Source organism: Pseudomonas sp. NPDC089918, assembly GCF_050280605.1.
Lineage (GTDB): Bacteria > Pseudomonadota > Gammaproteobacteria > Pseudomonadales > Pseudomonadaceae > Aquipseudomonas.
On the sequence record NZ_JBNNVP010000032.1, the window covers coordinates 1 to 22,255 of the forward strand.

General features: G+C 58.4%; 22 protein-coding genes. 14 read left to right on the forward strand and 8 right to left on the reverse strand.

Annotated elements, in window-relative coordinates; genetic code table 11:
* Positions 1-108: 108 nt before the first annotated feature.
* Together ACQKPC_RS21115 and ACQKPC_RS21120 are read right to left on the reverse strand one after the other, a co-directional pair.
* On the reverse strand, positions 109-1,146 hold the full coding sequence (locus ACQKPC_RS21115) for an alpha/beta hydrolase family protein (protein WP_427626127.1): 1,038 nt from the start codon (positions 1,144-1,146) through the stop codon (positions 109-111).
* A gap of 169 nt (positions 1,147-1,315) precedes the next feature.
* Positions 1,316-1,927: an FMN-dependent NADH-azoreductase gene (locus ACQKPC_RS21120; RefSeq protein ID WP_427626128.1), complete on the reverse strand. Its 612-nt coding sequence runs from the start codon at positions 1,925-1,927 to the stop codon at positions 1,316-1,318.
* Between the two features lie 132 nt (positions 1,928-2,059).
* Between ACQKPC_RS21120 and ACQKPC_RS21125 the strand changes: the two genes are divergently transcribed.
* Positions 2,060-2,968, forward strand: a complete 909-nt coding sequence (locus ACQKPC_RS21125) for a LysR substrate-binding domain-containing protein (RefSeq protein WP_427626129.1) — start codon at positions 2,060-2,062, stop codon at positions 2,966-2,968.
* Positions 2,965-3,324, forward strand: a complete 360-nt coding sequence (locus tag ACQKPC_RS21130) for an MmcQ/YjbR family DNA-binding protein (protein ID WP_008069285.1) — start codon at positions 2,965-2,967, stop codon at positions 3,322-3,324. Before ACQKPC_RS21125 ends, ACQKPC_RS21130 begins: the two co-directional genes overlap by 4 nt.
* Positions 3,325-3,330: 6 nt before the next feature.
* Here the strand turns inward: ACQKPC_RS21130 and ACQKPC_RS21135 are convergent, their stop codons facing one another.
* Complete coding sequence (locus tag ACQKPC_RS21135) at positions 3,331-3,762, reverse strand: DUF1294 domain-containing protein (RefSeq protein ID WP_427626130.1); 432 nt, start codon at positions 3,760-3,762, stop codon at positions 3,331-3,333.
* A complete protein-coding gene (locus ACQKPC_RS21140) occupies positions 3,759-4,589 on the reverse strand; it encodes an undecaprenyl-diphosphate phosphatase (protein WP_427626131.1) in 831 nt (276 codons plus the stop codon). Before ACQKPC_RS21140 ends, ACQKPC_RS21135 begins: the two co-directional genes overlap by 4 nt.
* Before the next feature lie 292 nt (positions 4,590-4,881).
* Between ACQKPC_RS21140 and ACQKPC_RS21145 the strand changes: the two genes are divergently transcribed.
* The 9 genes from ACQKPC_RS21145 (at position 4,882) to ACQKPC_RS21185 (ending at position 13,509) form a co-directional block, all read left to right on the forward strand.
* Entirely contained in the window at positions 4,882-6,516 is a 1,635-nt protein-coding gene (locus ACQKPC_RS21145) for a methyl-accepting chemotaxis protein (RefSeq protein ID WP_427626132.1), read from the forward strand.
* 212 nt (positions 6,517-6,728) lie between these two features.
* Positions 6,729-7,292 carry a nicotinamide riboside transporter PnuC gene (gene pnuC / locus ACQKPC_RS21150; RefSeq protein ID WP_427626133.1) on the forward strand — a complete coding sequence of 188 codons (564 nt, stop codon included), beginning with the start codon at positions 6,729-6,731 and terminating at the stop codon, positions 7,290-7,292.
* The gene (locus ACQKPC_RS21155; protein WP_427626134.1) at positions 7,289-7,813 is read left to right on the forward strand and encodes an AAA family ATPase; all 525 of its coding nucleotides are present in this window, start codon (positions 7,289-7,291) and stop codon (positions 7,811-7,813) included. Before pnuC ends, ACQKPC_RS21155 begins: the two co-directional genes overlap by 4 nt.
* A 479-nt stretch (positions 7,814-8,292) precedes the next feature.
* Positions 8,293-8,733, forward strand: coding sequence for a hypothetical protein (locus tag ACQKPC_RS21160; protein WP_427626135.1), 441 nt, complete (start codon positions 8,293-8,295; stop codon positions 8,731-8,733).
* Position 8,734: 1 nt separating this feature from the next.
* A complete protein-coding gene (locus tag ACQKPC_RS21165; protein ID WP_427626136.1) occupies positions 8,735-9,307 on the forward strand; it encodes an adhesin in 573 nt (190 codons plus the stop codon).
* Between the two features lie 51 nt (positions 9,308-9,358).
* Positions 9,359-10,648: a heme utilization protein gene (locus ACQKPC_RS21170; protein ID WP_427626137.1), complete on the forward strand. Its 1,290-nt coding sequence runs from the start codon at positions 9,359-9,361 to the stop codon at positions 10,646-10,648.
* Between the two features lie 62 nt (positions 10,649-10,710).
* Positions 10,711-11,412: a C39 family peptidase gene (locus tag ACQKPC_RS21175; protein WP_427626138.1), complete on the forward strand. Its 702-nt coding sequence runs from the start codon at positions 10,711-10,713 to the stop codon at positions 11,410-11,412.
* A gap of 32 nt (positions 11,413-11,444) precedes the next feature.
* Positions 11,445-12,182 carry a hypothetical protein gene (locus ACQKPC_RS21180; protein WP_427626139.1) on the forward strand — a complete coding sequence of 246 codons (738 nt, stop codon included), beginning with the start codon at positions 11,445-11,447 and terminating at the stop codon, positions 12,180-12,182.
* 46 nt (positions 12,183-12,228) lie between these two features.
* A complete protein-coding gene (locus tag ACQKPC_RS21185; protein WP_427626140.1) occupies positions 12,229-13,509 on the forward strand; it encodes a hypothetical protein in 1,281 nt (426 codons plus the stop codon).
* Between the two features lie 68 nt (positions 13,510-13,577).
* Here ACQKPC_RS21185 and ACQKPC_RS21190 read toward each other — a convergent pair whose 3' ends face one another.
* Complete coding sequence (locus ACQKPC_RS21190; protein WP_427626141.1) at positions 13,578-14,903, reverse strand: sigma 54-interacting transcriptional regulator; 1,326 nt, start codon at positions 14,901-14,903, stop codon at positions 13,578-13,580.
* A gap of 342 nt (positions 14,904-15,245) precedes the next feature.
* On the opposite strand from ACQKPC_RS21190, the gene ACQKPC_RS21195 reads away from it, so the two are divergent.
* The 3 genes from ACQKPC_RS21195 (at position 15,246) to nhaB (ending at position 18,662) form a co-directional block, all read left to right on the forward strand.
* The gene (locus ACQKPC_RS21195; protein ID WP_427626142.1) at positions 15,246-15,509 is read left to right on the forward strand and encodes a hypothetical protein; all 264 of its coding nucleotides are present in this window, start codon (positions 15,246-15,248) and stop codon (positions 15,507-15,509) included.
* Positions 15,510-15,792: 283 nt separating this feature from the next.
* On the forward strand, positions 15,793-17,082 hold the full coding sequence (locus ACQKPC_RS21200) for a hypothetical protein (RefSeq protein WP_427626143.1): 1,290 nt from the start codon (positions 15,793-15,795) through the stop codon (positions 17,080-17,082).
* Positions 17,083-17,159: 77 nt separating this feature from the next.
* The gene (gene nhaB / locus ACQKPC_RS21205; protein ID WP_427626144.1) at positions 17,160-18,662 is read left to right on the forward strand and encodes a sodium/proton antiporter NhaB; all 1,503 of its coding nucleotides are present in this window, start codon (positions 17,160-17,162) and stop codon (positions 18,660-18,662) included.
* A 115-nt stretch (positions 18,663-18,777) separates the two neighbouring features.
* On the opposite strand, the gene ACQKPC_RS21210 is transcribed toward nhaB, so the two are convergent.
* From ACQKPC_RS21210 to gnd, 3 genes are read right to left on the reverse strand one after another with little or no spacing between them, the layout of a single operon-like run.
* Positions 18,778-19,599 (reverse strand): Cof-type HAD-IIB family hydrolase, encoded by an 822-nt coding sequence (locus ACQKPC_RS21210; RefSeq protein ID WP_427626145.1) that lies wholly within the window; start codon positions 19,597-19,599, stop codon positions 18,778-18,780.
* Entirely contained in the window at positions 19,596-21,119 is a 1,524-nt protein-coding gene (gene zwf / locus ACQKPC_RS21215) for a glucose-6-phosphate dehydrogenase (RefSeq protein WP_427626146.1), read from the reverse strand. The genes ACQKPC_RS21210 and zwf overlap by 4 nt, the downstream gene beginning before the upstream one ends.
* Positions 21,116-22,096 (reverse strand): phosphogluconate dehydrogenase (NAD(+)-dependent, decarboxylating), encoded by a 981-nt coding sequence (gene gnd / locus ACQKPC_RS21220; protein WP_123496772.1) that lies wholly within the window; start codon positions 22,094-22,096, stop codon positions 21,116-21,118. Before gnd ends, zwf begins: the two co-directional genes overlap by 4 nt.
* Positions 22,097-22,255 lie beyond the last annotated feature (159 nt).

Sequence of the window (22,255 nt, forward strand, 5' to 3'; positions counted from 1 at the left end):
CCCCGTTGGGCTGCGAAGCAGTCCCCAAATCTCTGATGTACCAAAAATTTTGTGAGTGCTACGCACTCAAACGGGGGCAAGCCCCCTCGCCACAGGCTCGCTCCCACATTATTGATCGGCTGTCTGCATCCCGGCGCGAGTGGGTTTGCCCAGGGCATGGGCGAAGAACCGTCCGGCTTCGGAAATCATGTTGCGGTGAATGTCCTTGCGGTCGACGCCGTCGGCATCGGTACACAGCGCCGGCATGGCGGCGATCTGTTCTTCGTTGCATGGCGCCAGGAATACGAAGTGCCCTGCCCCGGCCAGCAATTTGAAATCCGGTGCGGTTGGCAGTTTGCGCGCAAGCGCTGCGGCGTTTTTGTCGAACGCCACCAATTTGTCGCCATCACCGCTGTAAAGCAGCACCGGCACATGCACGTCGGCCAAGGTATGGCGGCCGAACTTCAGACTCAGCGGTGCCATCAGTAACAAGGCATGCACGCGCGGGTCCGCCACTGGCTGCAAATCATCGCGGTCGACGATCAGTTCGCCTTGCGTATTGCAGGCATCGTGATCATCCGGGCGCTCCTGGCAATAACGGCGCAGACGATCCAGATCCGGGGTGGCACCAGACAGAATCAGTGCAGTCTCACCGCCCGCCGAATAGCCAATCACCCCGACCTGTTCGGCATTGACGAAGGGCGCGAGCATCCGGTCGCTGAGTGTCGCGGTAATGGCTTCGGATATCTGGATCGGCCGACCATAAAGGTTGCTCAAGGTGCCGAGGCGGCTATGGTCTTTGGAGTTGTCGCCGGGATGGATCACCGCCACCACCACAAAGCCCTTGCGCGCCAATGAGGTGGCGAGGTCGTGCAGGGCCAGCGGGGTTCCGGTGTTGCCGTGGGACAGCATCAGCATCGGGAAACGTCCGATGGCGACTTTGGTGTCTTCACCCGCTTCGACCGTGTAGCCCTCGAGCGTGCTGGAATGTTCCTTTTCACTGGACGGGTAAAAGGCGATGGCACGCATCGGCTGCAGGTCCAGCGGATCGAGGAACGTCATTTCATGGAAGCCGACGCTCCAGTGAGGGTGCGGCGCAGGCGCGGCATGCACTGAATTCAGGCTGCCGAACAGGCAAATCAGTAGCGTTGCACAAAGACGCACCATGGGATGCCCCACCTTGTTACCTGACCGCAGATGTAAAGCCTCGGGTGCATAACCTGGGCCAGAAACTGATCACCGCCAGAAACAAAAAACTCCGTACCTGGCCATCACGATGACCAGAATACAGAGTTTCAAGGGTATTGCCCGAGCTGTTTACGACTTTACGCAAGCCTTACGCAGCGGCGAACAGTTGCTCGCTGATGTGCGCCTGAGCGTCGCTCATGGCTTTGGTGCGCACTTCATCACCGTAGGCCAGGCCATGGGCGCGGACGAACTCGATGTCGGTGATGCCGAGGAAACCGAACAACACCTTCAAGTAGTCTTCGTGAGCAGTGCCGGTTGGTTGACCAACGTGCAAACCGCCGGACGTCGAAACGATGACTACTTTCTTGCCGCCGCATAGGCCTTCAGGGCCGGCTTCGGTGTAGCGGAAAGTCTGGCCGGCCACGGCGATGCGGTCGATCCAGGCCTTGAGTTGGGTCGGGATGGTGAAGTTGTACATCGGCGCGGCAATCACCACGGCATCGGCGGCGATGAATTCGGCCAGGGCCTGCGCGCTCAGATCGGCTTCGTGCTGTTGCGCGGCGTTGCGCAGCTCTGCGGCAGTGCCGGCGGCAACCAGGGTGGTGGCGGAAAAATGGCTGATGGCATCGGCGGCCAGGTCGCGGTAAGTCACCACAACGCCAGGCTCGGCAGCTTGCCAGGTTTTGACGACTTCGCCGCTCAGCTGACGGGAAGCCGAGTTGTCACCCAGAATGCTCGAATCGATATGCAGTAATTTCATGTGGGATCTCCAAGGTGAGGATCGCCACCGGGCGATCTGATGGAGACAATCCTACCGACGAAAGCAATGGCTGATTAGTCGGTAACAATGCGATAGTTCGTCCCACTGATAGAACAGTCGAGTATTAAATCGATGCAAGACCTCAACGACCTCTACTATTTCGCCAAAGTGGTCGAAGCCGGTGGCTTTGCTGCAGCCGGGCGTTTGCTGGGGATTCCCAAGTCGCGATTGTCGCGACGCATTGCTGAGCTGGAAGAACGCCTCGGCGCGCGCCTGCTGCAACGCACAACCCGCCAACTCAACCTCACCGCCGTGGGCGAGCGCTACTTGCGCCATTGTCAGGCGATGCTGCTGGAGGCCGAAATGGCCGACGAAGCGGTGGCCAGCATGTCCAGCGAACCCCGGGGGCGCTTGCGAGTGTCCTGCCCCGTAGGGTTGGCCCATCAGATGCTGCCTGGGGTGATCAGTAACTTCCTGGAGAAATTCCCCCAGGTTCAACTGGAAGTCATGCTGCTCAATCGTCGGGTTGACTTGATCAACGAGGGCATCGACGTTGCCTTGAGAGTGCGGGATCTGGGTGATGAAGATCCATTGCTGGTGACCCGTCGCCTGCGTCAGGCCCAGATGCTGATGGTTGCCAGCCCGGCATTTTTGCTCGGCCATGAAATCAATCACCCCGAAGACCTGAAAAATTTGCCCGTGCTCGGCGCTCTGGAGGCCGATCGCATGGTGCACATCCGCATGCTTGATCAACAGGGCAAAAGCTACGACCTGAGCCTCGAGGCGCGATTGGGCTGCGAAGATTTCATCGTGCGTAAAGCCTGCACACTCAGCGGCCAGGGCTTTACCATGCTGCCCATGATGTATTGCGAGCAAGAGCTGGAAAACGGTTCGCTGGTGCAACTATTGCCCGACTGGTCATTGCCGGGCGGCTGGCTGCAAGCCGTCTACCCTCATCGACGCGGGGTGATGCCGGCGGTGCGCGCCTGGATCGACCATTTGATCGAATCATTCAATGTTTGCGGGGACAGACTGTTATGAAAGCGGGACGAATGAGCGAAGAGGATGTCGCGCAATACTGCCTGGCGTTGCCCGGCGCGCGGGAGGATTACAAGTGGGGTGGCGTGCGGGTGTTTTCGATTGCGGGGAACAAGATGTTTGCCTTGCAGAACCTGCGGGGACAGTCCCTGGCTTTCAAGGTCGACAAGGACCTGTTCCTGGGCCATTGCGACCGCCCGGGCATTCACCCGGCACCGTATCTGGCCCGGGCCCAGTGGGTCATCATGGAAACGCCCTACCCGCTGGGCACCGAAGAACTGCAAGGCTTGCTGCAACGTTCCCACCAATTGGTGGTGAGCAAGTTGCCCAAGCGCACGCAGGTCGGCTTGCTGCTTTAAAGTGCTTTAAAGCAATGCAAACAGGTTAGCGCCCAGAAACAGCTGATCGATCCAGAACACTTGATGCATCAGCACGATGAGCCAGAACACCAACTGAAACGAGACTTTGCGGGTCTTGTGCCGAAACGCTTGCTGGGCCAGCAAAGCGCCCGGCCAACCACCCGCCAGCTCCACCGCGTGCAAGACGTTCTCCGGCGTGCGCCAACGGTCGGCGCGGGCCTTGTGCTTGTCGCTCCAGTACAGGAAAAACGCCAGCACGCTGACGATGCCGTAGGCCGCCAGGGGAATCACCGACACCCCGCGCAGCCACATCGACACCGAGCCAAACAACGGCACTGCGCACAGCACAACGAACACCAGCAGTTTCAGCCGCAGGTTCTGCATGGCGCCCCCGGACTTGCGCCCGGGGTTATTGTTGCGCGCACTGGAATCGCTCATGGCTTGACCGCTGTCCAGTCGACCCAGCCGAATTGCCAGGTGGCCAGGATCACCAGACCGAACGCAATGCGATACCAGGCGAATGCCGCGTAGCTGTGGCTGGCAATGAATATCAGCAGGGCCCGAACGGCGATCATCGCAAAGATGAAGGCGGTGATGAAGCCAATGGCAAATACCGGAAAATCAGCCGGCACGAACAGGTTGCGGTATTTGTAGCCCGAGTACACCGCCGCCCCGACCATGGTTGGCATGGCGAGGAAGAACGAGAATTCGGTGGCCGTTTTGCGCGACAACCCGAACAGCAAGCCGCCAATGATCGTCGAGCCGGAACGCGAAGTCCCGGGGATCATCGCCAGGCACTGGGCGAAGCCGACTTTGAGAGCGTCTTTCCAGGTAATGTCATCGACGCTTTCAGCATGCACCTCATGCTGACGACGTTCGGCCCACAACATCACGACCCCGCCCACGACCAATGCGGTAGCCACGGTAATCGGGTTAAACAGGTACTCGTGAATCAAGTCGGCGAAAATCACCCCCAACACCACCGCCGGCAGGAAAGCGATCAACAGGTTCGCGGTAAAACGCCGAGCGCTGGGCTGCGTCGGCAAGCCAATGACCACGTCGAAGATCTTGCGGCGAAACTGCCAGACCACCGCCAGGATCGCGCCGAGCTGAATGATGATATTAAAAGCCATGGCCCGCTCGCCGCCGAAATTGAGCAAGTCCGCCACAATAATCTGGTGCCCGGTACTGGAAATGGGCAAGAACTCCGTCAGCCCTTCTACCACGCCTAAAATCAATGCCTGAAAGGCCGTCCAAAGATCCATCAATCCCCCAAGAAACAATGCCCCCAGGCATGCTCCGTTAATAATTTATAAGCGTTAACTGCGATCAACCTTAGCTGAATCCCCGCGCGCACAAGATCCACGCAAAACGGTAAAAATTGCGTGAAAAAAGACTTGGGCTCAGGTTTTCCCGCGCGGGGCCGAAATCCTATCAGACAAGCCTCGTTTACGCTGCCGCGTAATAGGACCTGAGTCGGATAGGCCCGATCGGCAAAGTGTGATTGGATGCTGGCGATCGTTTATTACAAGAACAAGAAACCGGAGTAACCGCGTTATGAACAGCTTGCGCAGTGTGTCGATCAGCCGACGCTTGTGGCTCATCTTGATCGTGGCCGTGGTGATGCTATTGACGTTGGGCGTGTTGATGCTCAAGCAGATTCACGACGACCTCTATCAGGCCAAGGCCCAAAAGACCCAGCACGTGGTGCAGACCGCCAGCGGGATCCTCACCTACTATCACGGCCTGGAAACTGCCGGCACCCTCACCCGCGATGCCGCGCAAAAACAGGCACTGACCGCCGTGCGCGGTTTGCGCTACGACCAGAACGATTATTTCTGGATCAACGACCTGACGCCCGTCATGGTCATGCACCCGACCAATCCGAAACTTGAAGGTCAGAATCTCTCGACGATCCGCGACCCCGACGGTTTCGCGCTGTTCAACGAGATGGTCGCCATCGCCAAGGCCAAGGGTGCCGGCATGGTCGATTACCGCTGGCCGAAACCGGGCGCCAGCGCGCCGGTGGAAAAAACCTCCTACGTGAAACTGTTCGAGCCCTGGGGTTGGGTGATCGGTTCCGGCGTGTACATCGATGACATGCAGGCCGAGTTTTATGCCCAAGTCTGGAAGGCCTCTTTTGTGGGTCTGGTCATTGCGCTGATCATGGCCCTGCTGGTGATCATGATTGCCCGCAGCATCGTGCGTCCGCTCCAGGAAACCGTGAACGCCATGGCCAACATTGCCAGCGGTGAAAGCGACCTGACCCGCAGCCTCGATACCCACGGTCAGGACGAAGTCACGCAACTGGCCCGGCACTTCAACGCCTTCACCGCGAAACTGCGCCTGGTGATCAGTCAGTTGCAGGTGTCCGCCGGCGCGCTCGGCCAGTCTTCCAGCGAACTGGGCAACGATGCCGCGCAAGCCCAGCAACGCAGCCAGCAGCAGTCGCAACAGATGGAACTGGTGGCGACCGCGATCAACGAAGTGACCTACGGCGTGCAGGATGTGGCCAAAAACGCCGAACACGCGGCCAGTGAAATGCGCAATGCCGAGTCTGAGGCGCAGCAGGGACAGGTCAATATCGATGGCAGCTTGCAGCAGATCGACAAGCTGTCTGCGACCATCGATCAAGCCGTTGAAGTGATTCGTACGCTGGCCGCCGAAAGCACGCAAATCGGCAGCGTTCTGGAAGTGATCCGCTCCATCGCCGAGCAAACCAACTTGCTGGCCCTCAACGCAGCCATCGAAGCCGCCCGAGCCGGCGAGCAAGGTCGCGGGTTTGCGGTGGTCGCCGATGAAGTGCGCCTGTTGGCCCAGCGTACTCAAAAATCGACGGCGGAAATCCAGTCGATGATCGAACGCCTGCAAAGCCATTCGGAAGCGGCGGTCAAGGTGATTGGCGACAGCAGCCGTGCCTCGCAACTGACCATCGAGCAGGCCGGCCTGGCCGGCGCCAGCCTGAATGCCATCGGCCAGGCCTTGCGCAATCTCAATGGGTTGAACGCTTCGATTGCCAGCGCGACCTTGCAACAGGCCCACGTGGTGGAAGACATCAACCAGAACGTGACCCAGGCCGCAGGCTTGTCCCACAGCACGGCACTGGCGGCCGAGCAGTCGAGCGTGGCCAGCGTTCATCTCAAAGAGTTGAGCGAGCAGTTGAACGGGTTACTGAAGCAGTTTCGGGTCTGATCAATTCAGTAGGGGCAACTGGCCCGGCCAGCCCGGAACACCAGTCGCCCCCATCGCGAGCAGGCTCGCTCCCACATTGGATCGTTGTCGAACACAAAACCTGTGTCCTCTAAAGATCTCCTGTGGGAGCGAGCCTGCTCGCGATGAACGATGACGCGATTTTTCCGGGTACAATTCGCTCCCCCTCATTTTCACGACACCAAGGAACCTCCATGTCCGGGCTTGAACTGTTTGCTGCCGCCCTCGGCGTGATTGCCGTCTGGTTGACGGTCAAACAGAACCCCTGGTGCTGGCCGATCGGTCTGGTCATGGTGCTGCTGTATAGCTGGATCTTTTTCGAAGTGAAGCTGTATTCGGACATGCTGCTGCAAGTGATCTACGCCGGTTTGCAGATCTACGGCTGGTGGCAGTGGACCCAGGGGACCGCAACTCATGGCAAGCGGCATGTCAGCCTGCTCGATGGCAAATCCATTGCGCTCGGACTGGCCGTCGGCGCAGTCGGCAGTTTGCTGCTGGGCGCCGCGATGGCCCACTGGACCGATGCCGCGCAGCCCTGGCTCGATGCGGCACTGACCGGCTTCAGCCTGGTGGCGCAGTTATGGATGGCGCAAAAACGTTTGCAATGCTGGCCGCTGTGGATCGCACTGGACATCATCTTTGTTGGCCTGTTCATCTATAAAGCGCTGTACCTGACCGCCGGCCTCTATGGGGTGTTCGCACTGCTGGCGGTGCACGGCTGGCGGACATGGCGCGTCGACCCGGCGTTGCGTACATGAAAGTTCTGGTACTGACGGGGCCTGAATCCAGTGGCAAGAGCTGGCTGGCCGCCGAACTGCAACAGCAATTCGGCGGTGCTTTGGTGGGCGAATACGTGCGCTGGTTCATTGAGCAGAAGGCGCGCGACACGTGCCCGGCCGATATCCCAGAAATCGCTCGCGGTCAGCTGCAATGGGAAGACGAAGCTCGCGCCCTTGGGCCGTCGTTGCTGATTCTCGATACTCACTTGTTGAGCAATATGCTCTGGAGCGAAACCCTGTTTGGCGATTGCCCGGCCTGGCTCGAGCAAGCACTGCTGGCTCGGCACTATGACTTGCACTTGCTGCTGTCTCCCGAACAAGTCGATTGGACCGATGACGGTCAGCGCTGTCAGCCCGGGCTGGAGGAACGCCGGGCTTTTTTCAACGCGACTCAGGCATGGCTGGTGCAGCATCGACAGCCTGTTCAAGTGCTTCAGGGCAATTGGGCCGAACGCCGGCTTCAGGCATTGCAAGCCGTCACGCTGCTGCTCGGGCGCTGACCTCTCTATTTCGGAGGGACCTGTGGGAGCGAGCCTGCTCGCGATTGGGCCATCACATTCAACATCTATGTTGACGGTCAGACCGCTATCGCGAGCAGGCTCGCTCCCACAGGGATTGCGCTTGACTGGCTGGCACTCTCCTCCAGTCCATTTGTTGCAGTATTTTTGCAAATGCGTCCGTTTCTGAAACACCCCCTCCCTCTCGAACAGCCTGTTTCAACGCTGGTCATCTTCTTGTCATGCGATGTGTTAGAGCGCTGATACATCCTGCACAAAGCTTGGATCCAGTGCTATTGCGATCTCTTATCAATATTGCCGTCCCGGCGGTTGTCTCAGACCTGAAACACCCTTTCATCGATCCACTAGCGTTGATCGATAACCCTATGAATCAAAACAATAATCAAAAACCGGCACAGCTTTCGCTCACTCCTTCACAACGCTGACCGGGACCAGCCCACAACAAAGAAGGAATTGCCGCCGTGGGGACATTTGATAACAGCATCTTTAGCCTCCTACTGATCGGATGTGTACTGGGCTCAAGTGTCAGCCTGCCCGTACAGGCTGACAACGGCATCATTATTATCAAACGTGATGTCCAACCGCGCATGGCAACGCGTGCACCGGTGATTCCCGACCCTAGCCCCACGACCGCCAATGCCAACCCGTCCAGACAAGTCCTCAGGCAAACGAACGAGTTGAGCGACGGCGACTTCGCCAACGTCGCCAGTGGTGCCGGTATCTCCCGCCTGGTCACTCAAGGCACCAACAACAACCTGGGCGGCAATATCACCAACCAGACCCAGCTTTCCAACCTCCCCGCTGGACGTTCGGGAAACTCGGGCAACGGTATTGCCAACATGGTCAATTCAAATGTCCAGCAAGGTCTGGGTGCTCTGAGAGTTGTAACGGGAGACCGTTGAGATGAATCGTACGCTGCTGATGGTGGCCATGTTTTGCAGTGCATCGACCTTTGCCCAGCCTCCCATCATCAATAACGCTGAAATCGACGGTTCGGGCATGCAGCACCAAGGCAACCTCTCGGTCAACCAGGCGGCGGGCGATCAGCAGCAACAGGCCAACGCCCGGGCCATCGCCATTGGCAACAACGCCAGCGCCACCACACAGATTCGCCAACGACTGCGTACGCAGGTCGACCCCAGGATCGATGCTCGATCCAGCATTCAAGGCGACTCCTTCAGCCACGGCAACGGTGTACTGGGCGTCAACCAGAGCGCGGGCGCCAGCAACCAGCAAGCCAATGCCCTGCGGATAAGTATCAGTACACAACCGCAAAGTATCGACGACAGCGTCCTCATGCAGCAGAACGTGACGCTGATCAACAACTCCGATCCAACTGACTCTGCACCAGGCAATCGCCAGGTCGCTACCAGCGATCAGGCCTTCACCGGTAGCCGTGGGGTGATCCAGTTGAATCAGAGCTCCGGGGTGGGAAACCGAATGGCCAACACCCTGAGCGTACGGGTCACGGATTGATCCAAACAGGTAGAAACAACACTTAACCTAAAATAAGTACGGAGAATCACCATGAAACCTTCGATGGCACTCAAGCCTCTGGTTTTCGCAATTGCTGCGGTCATGGCTGTTGCTGTACAAGCGAACGATTGGCGTGACAATGACCACCACCATGGTCATAAACCCCCTCCTCCAACAAAGATCCCTGTCTATGCGACGGCCAATGCGTGGGATAACCAGAGCAGTACCGGCAACCGCATCCGTAACGAGGGGACGGTCAACGAAGCCGAGATGAACAGCTCTGCCACAGGCGCCAGCGGTAACGTCGGCGTCAACGTGGCGGCAGGTAGTGGCAACCAACAAGACAACGCGTCCGCCATCGCCAATGCTGCCTCAAACTCCAGTCAGGACAACAGCTTCGTGTTCGGCACTGCCGAAGCCACCGCCGACGTCACGCAATACAGCAACAACAACAGGGTCAACAACTTCGGCAGCACAGCCTCTGCCGTGATGAACGGATCGGGGAATGGCGGCAGCGGCAATATGGGTATCAACATTGCTGGCGGCGACCTCAACCAACAGAAAAACACCATGGCCATTGCCAACACCAATGCCCCGCTCGGTAACGCAACAGCCACCGCCTCTGCCGATCAACAGGGTCCTGGCCTGGTCGTAAATAACAACGCCGATCGGACGTACCGCCAGGATACGTTCACATTTACCAGAACGGCCAGCGGTAGCTCCTCTCGCGATAAGTCTTCCGATTTGAGCGTTGATAAAAGCGCTTCTTCGAGCTTCGATGTGAGTGGTTCCAGGAGCGCTGATGCGAGTGGTTCCAGAAGCTCCGATGCGAGCGGCTTCAGAAGCTCGGACAGCAGTTCCAGCCGCAGTGCTTCTTTGAGTGCTGCTTTGGACGCGTCTGCGAATGCCACCAGAACGGTTACCTGGAACAATGGCAATGGCGATCGCACCCGCACCAGGACTGTCGACGCATCGGTTGACGCATCGATCGATGCAAATTTCGACGCATCGCGCGAAAGATCGAGCGATTCCTCGTTCGAAAGATCGTTCGATAAATCGTGGGAGAGATCGTCCGCCTCCTCGTTCGAAAAATCGGGCAGTAAAGAGTCCGAATCTTCGTACGACAAATCGAAAAGCTACAGCGAGAGCAGTTCTTTTGATTTGAGCAACACCTATTCCTATCAAGTGCTGACTCCAACTGGCTGGGCCAACCCTGTGACCAACACCGCAACCCTGAACGGTTCGGTGAATGGCGGCAGTGGCAACCTGGGCGTCAACGTGGCTGCAGGTGTGGGCAACCAACAAAGCAACTCGTTGGCCATTTCCAACAACTCGTTCTAATTGCTGTCTCTGGAGGCCCCCTCACGGGGGCCTGTTTCAACACAACCAGAAGGCGTCCTTACATGCGCATTATCGTCGTGGCATTTTTGCTTTGCGTGGCCAGTGTGATCCTTTGCGTGGGCGGTGTGGTCGCGGCTGCACAAATGCCGCTTTCCGTCCTGCCGGGCGGCGCGGTGGTGTATAAGCCGATCCAGAGCATGCGCGAGCGTAAATTTGCCGACCTGGTGCAACAGAAAACCGACTTCAGTTGCGGCGCAGCTGCGCTGGCAACCATATTGCGCCAGGCCTATTGGCTGGACGTGAATGAAGAACAGATCATCGAAGGCATGCTGGCACACTCCGATCAAGATCTTGTCCGCGTCCAGGGCTTCTCCATGCTCGACATGAAGCGTTACGTGGAAAGTATCGGCATGCGGGCCCGTGGCTACCGGGTAGCGCCGCAAACGTTGAGCGAAATCAGAATTCCGGTTGTGGTACTCCTGGATATCCGTGGCTACAAACATTTTGTGGTCATGCAAAAAGTCCATGAGGGCTGGGTCTATATCGGAGACCCGGTACTCGGTCATAAACGCTACAAAGTCGACGACTTTGTAAAAGGCTGGAACGGCATCATCTTTGCCGTGATCGGTCAGGGCTACGACAAAACCAATGCGTTGCTCGACCCGCCCTTGCCACTGACTGCCAAGAACCGCATCAACACCTTCACCCCGGTGCGAGACGCAGAGTTGATGGATTTCGGATTCATCCAAAGCGACTTCTTCTAATGACAAGGAGCACGACGCTCCGGGAGCATCCAATGAAGACTCCACTCTGGCTAGCCATGGTTTGCCTGGCCGCCAGCCTGCCGACCCAGGCACAGACGTTCAAACCCATTGAACTGAAGGATCAGGAATTGGCGACCCTGCGAGGCCGCTATGTCATGCCGGGGCGGATCATCAGTTTCGGCATTGTCATGACCAGCACTTGGCAAAATGCCAACGGTGAAGTGATCGGGGCAACGTCCTCGATGCAAATTCAACAATCGACCATCAAGCCACAGTTCTATGTATCGATGATCAATGAAAAAGGTAATGGCGCAACGAGTTCGCAAGGCACCGGCACCGTCATTGGCGGCAACGGGCTCAACAGCACCGAAGGCGTCACTCAAGTCGTGCGTGCTGCCGGCGACCATAACACTGCCTACAACAACGTGGATATCAACGTCACCAAGGCTAGCCAAGCGCCAGCAACGCAACAGCAGGGCCAGGCATTGGCCGCAGGCTCGACGTTGGTCGGCGCCAATGGCGCGGGTTCGCTGAGCGTTTCCTCGACCGGTACCGGTGTGCAATTCAACATCGTCGCCAACAACAACCAGGGCAGTACCGTACAACGCCTGGCCCAGGGTGGGCTGATGCAGAATACGACGTTGCTCGGCGGTGGCAACCAGGTCAACAACCTCACATCCTTCAATGTCGTGCTGCGTGACAACGCAACAGCCGGGTCGCTGAACGGCAACCTGGACCAGCTAAGAGGTCTTCGCACTCTCGGATTCTGATCTACGCTCAGTGTCACCCGATGTAGTCAGAAGGGACGGCTAACCCATGCACCGATCGTTGACGTTTAGAGCAATCGTTTGTTTGAGTAGCCTGGCCCCGGTCACACTGCTGCACGCAGCAACGGACCCCCAGGTTGAAGCACTAAAACAAGAACTCATGGAGTTGAAACAGCGGTACGAAGCACAACAGAACGCGCTGATGGTACTCGAGCAACGCGTTCGCCAAGTCGAAGAAACACCTGCGACACCCGCTCCCAAACGCCTGACCAAATCCCCCGCCGAAACGCCCAGGAGTGGCCAGACGGTGGCTGCCGGTGCGCCGGGAACCACAGGCAGTTCATACGGCCAGTCGCTCAAGGATGATTCGGAGCCTGCGCAAAGCGTTTCCAACCTGTATGACGAAGCCAGCGGCTTCTTCGGTGGCGGCAAGTTCAGCGTCGAAACCGGGCTGACCTACACCCACTACGATACCCGTGCATTGGTGCTCAACGGCTTCCTGGCACTGGACGCGATTTTCCTCGGTAACATCAACCTCGACCGCATCAAGGCGGATAACTGGACCCTGGACCTGACCGCCCGCTACAACGTGGCCCAACGTTGGCAGTTCGACATCAACGTCCCCGTGGTTTATCGCGAATCAACGTATTCCTCCGGTGGTGCCGGTGGCGCAGGCCCGGTGACGTCGGACGCTACCGTGACCCGCGACCCGACCATCGGCGATGTGAACGTTGGCGTTGCCTACAAGTTTCTGGATGAGTCGGCCAATCTGCCCGACGCAGTCTTTACGTTGCGCGTCAAGGCGCCGACCGGTAAGGACCCTTACGGCATCAAGCTGGTCAATGACCCGAACAACGATAACCTCTCGGTACCCGAGGACTTGCCGACCGGCAATGGTGTCTGGTCGATCACCCCGGGCCTCTCGCTGGTCAAGAGCTTCGACCCGGCCGTGCTGTTCGGCAGCCTGGCCTACACCTACAACATGGAAGACTCTTTCAGCGACATCAGCCCTCAGGTCAACTCCAAGGTGCCCGGGGACGTAAAACTGGGCGATTCCTGGCAGGTCGGCGCCGGCATTGCATTCGCCTTGAACGAGAAGATGAGTATGTCGTTTTCGTTCACCGATCAGTTCGCCAGCAAGAGCAAGATCAAGCCGGACGGTGGCGACTGGCAATCGATTTCCAACAGCGATTACAACTCGGCCAACTTCAACATCGGCATGACCCTGGCCGCAACCGATAACCTGACGATCGTTCCCAACCTGGCCATCGGCCTGACCGACGACTCGCCAGACTTTTCCTTCAGCCTGAAATTCCCGTACTACTTCTAACCGTTTCCCCCCCATGGAAAAGGCCCGCTGCGACGGAAGTCGCAGCGGGCCTTTTCGTTTCACCCGCCCTAGCGGATTTGGTGCTTATGCAGCAATCGGTAAAAAGTCGGCCGTGACACCCCCAGAACTCTGGCGGCGACACTCAGGTTATCGCTGTGCCGGTTCAACACATCGCACAACGCCTGACGCTCGGCGCGGGTCTTGTAGTCTTCAAGGGTGCCCATCGGCGAAGCGGTGGCGTGTTGACTGAGCAACCCCAGGTCTCGCGCCTCGATCTGCCGTCCTTCGGCCAGAACCAGCCCGCGCCGTACCCGGTTGGCTAGCTCGCGGACATTGCCCGGCCAGTCGTGTTTGCCCATGGCGATCAGCGCGTCCTCACTGAAGCTGCGTGGGCGACGGCCGGTTTCCTGGCTGTAGAAATGGGAAAAGTGGTTGGCCAGCATCGAGAGATCGCCATGGCGCTCACGCAGCGGCACGGTAATGACTTGCAGGACGTTCAAGCGGTAATACAGATCTTCGCGAAAGAGTTTCTTCTCGATGGCCGCTTCAAGGTCGACGTGCGTTGCCGCCAATACCCGCACATCCACCGGAATAGGCTGGTGGCCCCCTACACGCTCAATGTGTTTTTCCTGCAGGAAGCGCAGCAGATTGGCTTGCAGTTCCAGGGGCAAATCACCGATTTCATCGAGAAACAGCGTTCCGCCGTTAGCCGCCTCGATCCGCCCGACCTTGCGCTGATGAGCGCCGGTAAAGGCGCCCTTCTCGTGGCCAAACAGTTCGGACTGGATCAAGTGTTCGGGGATCGCGCCGCAGTTGATCGCCACGAACGGTTTGCTGTGACGCTGGGATTGTCGATGCAGGGTGCGGGCGACCAACTCCTTGCCGGTCCCGCTTTCGCCGCGAATCAGCACCGGAGATTCGGTGGGTGCCAGTTTGCTCAGCAGTTTGCGCAGTTCGCGAATCGGTTTGCTGTCGCCGAGCAGTTCATGTTCAGGCTCATCGATATGAACCGGGCCCTGGCCGCGCAGGCGCGCCATGCCGAACGCGCGCCCCAGGGTGACTTGAACCCGAGAGACATCGAACGGCAGGGTATGGAAGTCAAAAAACCATTCGCAGACGAAGTCCCCGACATTTTGCAATCGCAAGACTTCTTGATTAAGCACCGCAATCCACTCGGTACCGCTACGGGTGATCAATTCCTTGACGGCTTCCGGGCGCTCCAGATGAAAGGGCTGCAAACGCAACAGGCCGACATCGCAAGTTCGTTCAGTGGCGTTTTCCAGGGTACAGCTGTCAACATCCCATCCAACGGCGCGTAAACCCGGCAACAAGCGGTGGCAGTCGTCGCAAGGATCCACTACTAAAAGACGTCGTAAGGCAGGCGCTTCGATCATGACTGTTCCTTGACGCCAAATTTAGGAAATATTAGTAAAAACAGTCATTTGGCGGGCTTCGATGTAACACTAGCAAGATTTTGACGCGAGCTTGTATCGATTGCTTATAGGGTTGTTTGCTTATTAGTTATAAGAAGTCAGTTGGTTAGTTGCCTAACGGGTTAAACCTTTCATTCAGCTTTCAGAAGTGGCCTGAATATCGAATCAATCAAAGAAAGTTAAAATTTCTTTCGATTGTGTGTGACCTAAACCCCGGTTGCGGACATCAGTACAAGTAACCAGCCGAACGGTAAGCCCAACCGACGGCACATCACTTGTTTGGGCATATAGAGAGAAGATCCCATGAACGCCCCGCTCCGTATCAACGAAGCACTTTTGATTGCCGACAGCGCATTCCAACCCTTTCAATGCGTGGCCTGGGCTCTACAAGACGGTAGCGAACTAAGCCTGGCCATCATTGATCGCACCAACACGCGCATCAGCCGCAAACAAATTCCAAGCAGCGCCTATTCCGATCCAGAGCAACTCGAACACGTGCTGGAAGAAGCCCGTGCCGAGTTGAGCCAGGAAGGTTACAAGCTGCAATCATGGTCCATGCCGCACTAATTATTTTCGCGGATTACCGCTCGGTAATCCGCGCCCCCACTTCCTCTTAGTTGACGATTTTCTACAGTCAGCTGCGCGACACCACTCACCTGTTTCAACTTCTAGCCGCCGGATTACTTGGCAGGCTTTTCAGTGGTTCGAAAAGACACTGTTCTGGCACAAAACGCCCCCCCTCCGGCCCATGAAAACAGTTGTGCGCCGAGTCATTCAGGGATTGAATGTTTTGCTCAGGCAGTCACCTTCCGGGCACCCGGATCAGGACGACTGGCAAGGAGATGCATGCATGTCACCCCAGACTGCTTTTGCCTTACCTGCAACCGTGAATGGCGCCGAACGGCTCGATGCGAGTTTCGCTGGCACCGGCAAGACTCAAGTGTATTTTTCCGGCAGTCTCTCCAGCATGGCCAATGACATTGCGATTGACCCTGTCGGCCGGTTGCTGGTGGCGGCAAAAGTCGGTACGCCGGGCGGCCATCGCTTCGGCCTGGCCCGCCTGCTTGCAGATGGTTCGGCGGATCTGGCATTCGGCAAACAAGGCAGCATCAGCGGGCAGTTCGCCCACGGCTTCGAGGCCATGGCCGGCAAGGTGCGGGTGTTGGCCGACGGGCACATTCTGGTGGCCGGCCTGCATTACGAAAATGCTCACCGTACGCTGCCTGCCCTGGCGATGTTCGATCAGCAAGGCTGCCCGGTCCAGGGTTTTGGCGACAATGGATACTGCGTGGTGCGCCTGCCGGGTGATCTTTCCCGGGGCGCTCGCGACGCCTGGTTACCGCGCGGCATGCCTGGCACTGAAGCCTGTGATGTCTGCGTGCAGGACGACGGTCGAATCCTGCTGCTGGCCAATCATCACTTCGACCTGGCCGATCACGCCGGCATGCTGATACGACTCAATGCCGACGGTTCGCTGGACGATAGTTTCAACGGCCGTGGCTTCGTCATGGTCCGGCACCTGTTAATGAACACCTGGCTCTGCAGCTTGATGGTGCAGCGCGATGGCCGGATCCTGGTGAGCGGAACAATCAATGTTCCCGAGGAAGGTCTGCTGGCGCGTTATCACCCGGATGGCCGGCTGGACGACCGCTTCGCCGTGGATGGTTTCATGACCTTCAAGGCACGCGAGCACAGCGCTCGGGTCTGCCGGATCGTCCAGCATGAAAACGGTGACTTGCATTGCTTTGGCAGCAGTCGCGACCCGATGCTCTGCCTTTCTCTGAAAGTTCACAGTAATGGCCGGCCGGATATTCATTGCAACGGTGGCCAGCCAAAGCTATTGGGAGTCGACCGCAGCGACTGCCACTGGACCGCCGCCGGGGTTCAGCCGGACGGGCGAGTGCTGACAGTCGGAGGGACGGTCGGCGGGGTCGAAGCTGATCTCGTTTTTGCCCGATATTTACCCAGTGGGCAGCTGGATCGCAGTTTTGCCAAGGGCATCGGCTGGTGTCGCACACACCTGAGTCGCGGTTCGCATACTGCTACTTCATTGGCCATTCAGGCCAACGGTTGCATTGTCATAGGCGGCTATTCACTGGACGGTAACTGCCGCGCGGTCGTCGCGCGTTATCGGTGTTAGGCCAACGTCATTTTCCACACTTGATCTTCTGTTGTTCTTACGGCAACTTGCGCGCTTCTTAAAACAAGGAGTAGCCGATGTCTGGTTCAATGGCCCAGGCCTTCGCGCATAATTTTCTCGGGCACTCACCTCGTTGGTACAAGGCGAGCATTGTCGGCTTCCTGATTCTCAACGCTCTGGTGTTGTGGACAGTCGGTCCGGTGGCGGCCGGCTGGTTATTGGTGCTGGAGTTTATTTTCACCCTGGCCATGGCGCTCAAGTGTTATCCGTTGATGCCTGGCGGGTTGCTACTGGTCGAAGCATTGCTGCTGAAAATGACCACGCCCCAGGCGCTCTATGATGAGCTGGTGCACAACTTCCCGGTGATCTTGCTGCTGATGTTTATGGTGGCAGGCATCTATTTCATGAAAGACCTGCTGCTGTTTCTCTTCTCGCGCTTGTTGTTGGGGGTTCGCTCCAAGGCCCTGCTGGCGTTAATGTTCTGTTTCCTGTCCGCGTTTCTCTCGGCGTTTCTCGATGCGTTGACCGTGACTGCGGTGATTATCAGTGCGGCGGTGGGTTTCTATTCGGTGTATCACCGTGTCGCCTCGGGCGGCGATCCGCGTCAGGACAGCGAAATCGGCGATGACCGGCACTTGCCCACGCTCCATCACGCCGACCTCGAACAGTTCCGCGCCTTCCTGCGCAGCCTGCTGATGCACGGTGCCGTCGGCACCGCGTTGGGCGGTGTGTGCACGCTGGTTGGCGAGCCGCAGAACCTGTTGATCGGCCATGAAATGGGTTGGCACTTCGCCGAGTTCTTTCTGAAGATCGCCCCAGTGTCGTTGCCGGTGCTGGCTGCGGGCCTGGTGACCTGCGTGCTGCTGGAGAAACTGCGCTGGTTCGGCTATGGCACGCTGCTGCCGGACAACGTGCGTACGGTGCTGGCCAACTACGCCGCCGAAGACAACGCCGCACGCACTGCACGTCAGCGCGCTGCGTTGATGGTTCAGGGCGCGGCAGCGCTGATTCTGATTGCCGGCCTCGCGTTTCACGTCGCCGAAGTCGGCTTGATCGGTTTGATGGTGATCGTGCTGATCACCGCATTCACGGGCATTACCGATGAGCATCGCCTTGGCAACGCCTTCAAGGATGCCATGCCGTTCACGGCGCTGCTGGTGGTGTTTTTCGCAGTGGTGGCAGTGATTCAAGATCAGCAACTGTTCACACCGCTGATCCAGTGGGTGCTGGCTCTACCGACAAGTCAACAGCCGGGCATGTTGTTTATTGCCAATGGCTTGCTATCGGCCATTAGCGACAATGTGTTCGTGGCGACCATTTACATCACCGAAGTGAAACAGGCGTTCCTCTCCGGCCACATGAGCCGCGAACAGTTTGAAACCCTGGCGATTGCGATCAATACCGGCACCAACCTGCCGAGCGTGGCGACGCCCAATGGTCAGGCGGCGTTCCTGTTCCTGCTGACCTCGGCGATTGCCCCGCTGATTCGCCTGTCGTACGGGCGGATGGTATGGATGGCCCTGCCTTACACCGTGGTGATGGGCGTGTTGGGCTGGTATGCGGTGAGTTACTGGCTGTAACACCGGCCAAATGTGGGAGCGGGCTTGCTCGCGAAGGCGATGTGTCATTCAACAACGATGTTGAATGTGACGGCCTCTTCGCGAGCAAGCCCGCTCCCACATTGGTTTTGTGTCGTTATCGAGGGAGGATGTATTGCTCGATCGCCTGGGCCGCGCCGTCTTCGGTATTGGCTCCGGTCACCACGTCGGCCTGACGCTTCACCGCCTCTTCCGCCTGCCCCATGGCGATCGACAACCCGGCCCGGTGAAACATCGCCGGGTCATTGCCACCGTCCCCCATGGCGGCGGTCTGCTCCAATGGCACCCCGAGAAACTCGGCCAGTGTCGCCAATGCCTCGCCCTTGTTGGCTTTCATCGCAGTCACGTCCAGATAGATCGGTTGTGAACGCGAGACCTGCGCCTGCCCTTCAACCTTGGACAGCAACTGCGCTTCCAGTTCGATCAACAGTTCGGTGTTGCTGCTGGCGGCGACGATTTTGTCGATACGTGCCATGCAAGGCTCAAAACTCTCGACCACCACCGGCGGATAACCCAGGCCGTGCTGCTCTCGCGGGACCATCGGGCCGTACGGATCTTTCAACAGCCAGTCGCCGCCACTGAACACCCAGACTTCAATGTCCGGCTGATCGGCAAACAGCGTCAGCGCCGTCAGCGCCGCCGTTGCTGGCAAATGATGTGCAACCAGCACGCTGCCGTCCGGGTTTACGAGGGTGCCGCCATTGAAGGCCGCCGTCGGCAGATCGACACCCAGGGCTTCGATCTGTTGCAGCATGGCTTTTGGCGGACGTCCGGTGGCCAGGCTGAACAGTACGCCAGCCTCGCGCAAGGCGCGGACCGCTTCGATCGTGCGCTGACTGAGGCTGTGATCAGGGAGCAGTAACGTGCCGTCCATGTCGCTGAGCAGAAAACGGATGGGCTGTTGCGTTATCTCACTCATCCGACGCTGTGCCAGACGCGACCATCGCGGGTGAGCAGTTCATCAGCAATCTTGGGTCCGTCTTCGCCGGCCGCGTAGTTCTCCACCGTTGCGTCCTGCTGCCAGGCATCGAGGAATGGCTGCACGGCGCGCCAGCCGTTCTCGATGTTGTCGGCGCGCTGGAACAGCGTCTGATCGCCGGTCAGGCAGTCGTAGATCAGGGTTTCATAGCCGGTCGATGGCTGCATCTCGAAGAAATCCTTGTAGGCAAAACCCAGCTCGATATTGGCCATGTTCAACGCCGGCCCCGGCCGCTTGGCCAGCAGGTCGAACCACATGCCTTCGTTGGGTTGAATCTGGATCCGCAGGTAAGTCGGCTGCAACTCATCGACCTCGGTGTCGCGGAACTGCGCATACGGCGCCGGTTTGAAGCAAATGACAATCTCGGTGTCGCGCGCGCTCATGCGCTTGCCGGTGCGCAGGTAGAACGGCACGCCGACCCAGCGCCAGTTGTCGATCATGACTTTGAGCGCGACATAGGTTTCGGTCGTGCTGTCGGGCGCCACGTTGGCTTCCTGGCGATAACCGGGCAGCGGCTCGCCACCAATCTCGCCGGCGGTGTATTGGCCGCGCACCGAGTTGGCTCGCGCTTCCTCGGTCGACCAGGGGCGGATCGCGCCGACAACTTTGGCTTTTTCGCCGCGTACCGCATCGGCGCCAAACGCGGCCGGCGGTTCCATGGCCACCATCGCCAATAATTGGAACAGGTGATTGGGCACCATGTCCCGCAGGGCGCCGGTGACCTCATAAAAACTGCCACGGGTTTCCACGCCGACGGTTTCGGCGGCGGTGATTTGCACGTGGTCGATGTAATGGTTGTTCCAGAAGGCTTCGAACAGGCTATTGGAAAACCGGCTGACCAGTATGTTCTGCACGGTTTCCTTGCCCAGATAGTGATCGATCCGGTAGATCTGCTTTTCCGTCATCACTTTGAGCAAGCACGCGTTCAAGGCTTCTGCGGTATGCAGATCGGAGCCAAAAGGCTTTTCGATCACCACCCTTCTGAAGGCATCGGGGGTTTCTTGCAGCAATCCGGCAGCACCGAGACGCCGCACCACTTCGCTGAAAAAGCGTGGCGCGGTGGCCAGATAGAAAATCGCATTGCCCGTGCCGCTGTCGGCGATTTTCGCCGCCAGCGCTTCGTAGGTGCGTTCGTCAAGGAAGTCGCCCTGGACATAACTGATGTGCTTGGCCAGTTTGGCCCACAACGCCGGATCAAGGGCTTGATCGCCCTTGCCGACCTTGGCCGCCACTTCCTCCCGAATGAAATCTTCGAGTTTTTTGGCGAAGGCTTCGTCACTGATAGCGTTGTGATCAACGCCGATGATCCGCAGTCCATTCCCCAGCAAACCGTCGCGACTCAGGTTGTACAGCGCCGGCATCAGCAGGCGCTTGACCAGATCACCATGGGCACCGAACAGAAACAGCGTGGTAGGCGGTGCGGGTTCTGCCTTGGATTTCCTGCGGATCACATGGGTCATTTTTTCGGGGTCTCCACATGGCCGCCGAAGCCGAAGCGCTGGGCCGAGAGAATCTTGTCGCCAAAGGTGCCTTGCCCGCGCGAACGGTAGCGCGAGAACAGCGAGTTCGACAGCACCGGTACCGGTACCGATTGCTCCATGGCCGCTTCGATGGTCCAGCGACCCTCGCCGCTGTCAGCCACCGAGCCTGAGTAGCCGTCGAGCTTCGGATCGCTGGCCAGTGCGTCGGCGGTCAGGTCAAGCAGCCAGGACGACACCACGCTGCCACGACGCCAGACTTCGGCGATGTCGGCAACGTTCAGGTCGAAACGCTGGTCTTCCGGCAGGTTGGTGCTGGCTTTGGTCTTGAGGATGTCAAAGCCTTCGGCAAAGGCCTGCATCATTCCGTATTCGATGCCGTTGTGAATCATTTTCACGAAATGGCCAGAACCGGCCGGGCCTGCATGGATGTAACCGCGCTCGGCGCGATCGTCATCGGACTGGCGATCCTTGGTGCGCGGGATATCGCCCATGCCCGGGGCCAGCGTTTCGAACAGCGGGTCAAGACGCTTAACGGTGTCGGCATCACCGCCAATCATCATGCAGTAGCCACGCTCCAGGCCCCAGACGCCGCCGGAGGTGCCGACGTCGATGTAGTGCAGGCCTTTTTCCGACAGGGTTTTGGCCCGGCGGATGTCATCCTTATAGAAGGTGTTGCCGCCATCGATGATGGTATCGCCCGCTTCAAGCAAGGTACTCAGGGTGTCGATGGTGTCTTCGGTCGGTGCGCCCGCGGGCAGCATGACCCACACCGCGCGTGGTTTGGCCAGGCCAGCGACCAGGGCTGGCAAGTCGGCAACACCGGTGGCGCCTTCTTCAGCCAGGGTATCGACAAAGGCGCTATTGCGGTCGTAAACAACGGTGGTATGTCCGTTGAGCATCAGGCGCCGCGCAATATTACCGCCCATGCGGCCCAGTCCAATAATCCCGAGTTGCATGTACTGATGCTCCCTACTACAAATAAAGTGTGTCAAAGGTTATAGCCCAACGCGACTAATGAGGGTTAGTCCAGAGCGCTGGCACATAGTTTCCGGGCATTGTGCCCGATCCAGACTGATAACGCCGGGAATCGTACCGAAGACACAACGACCATGAAA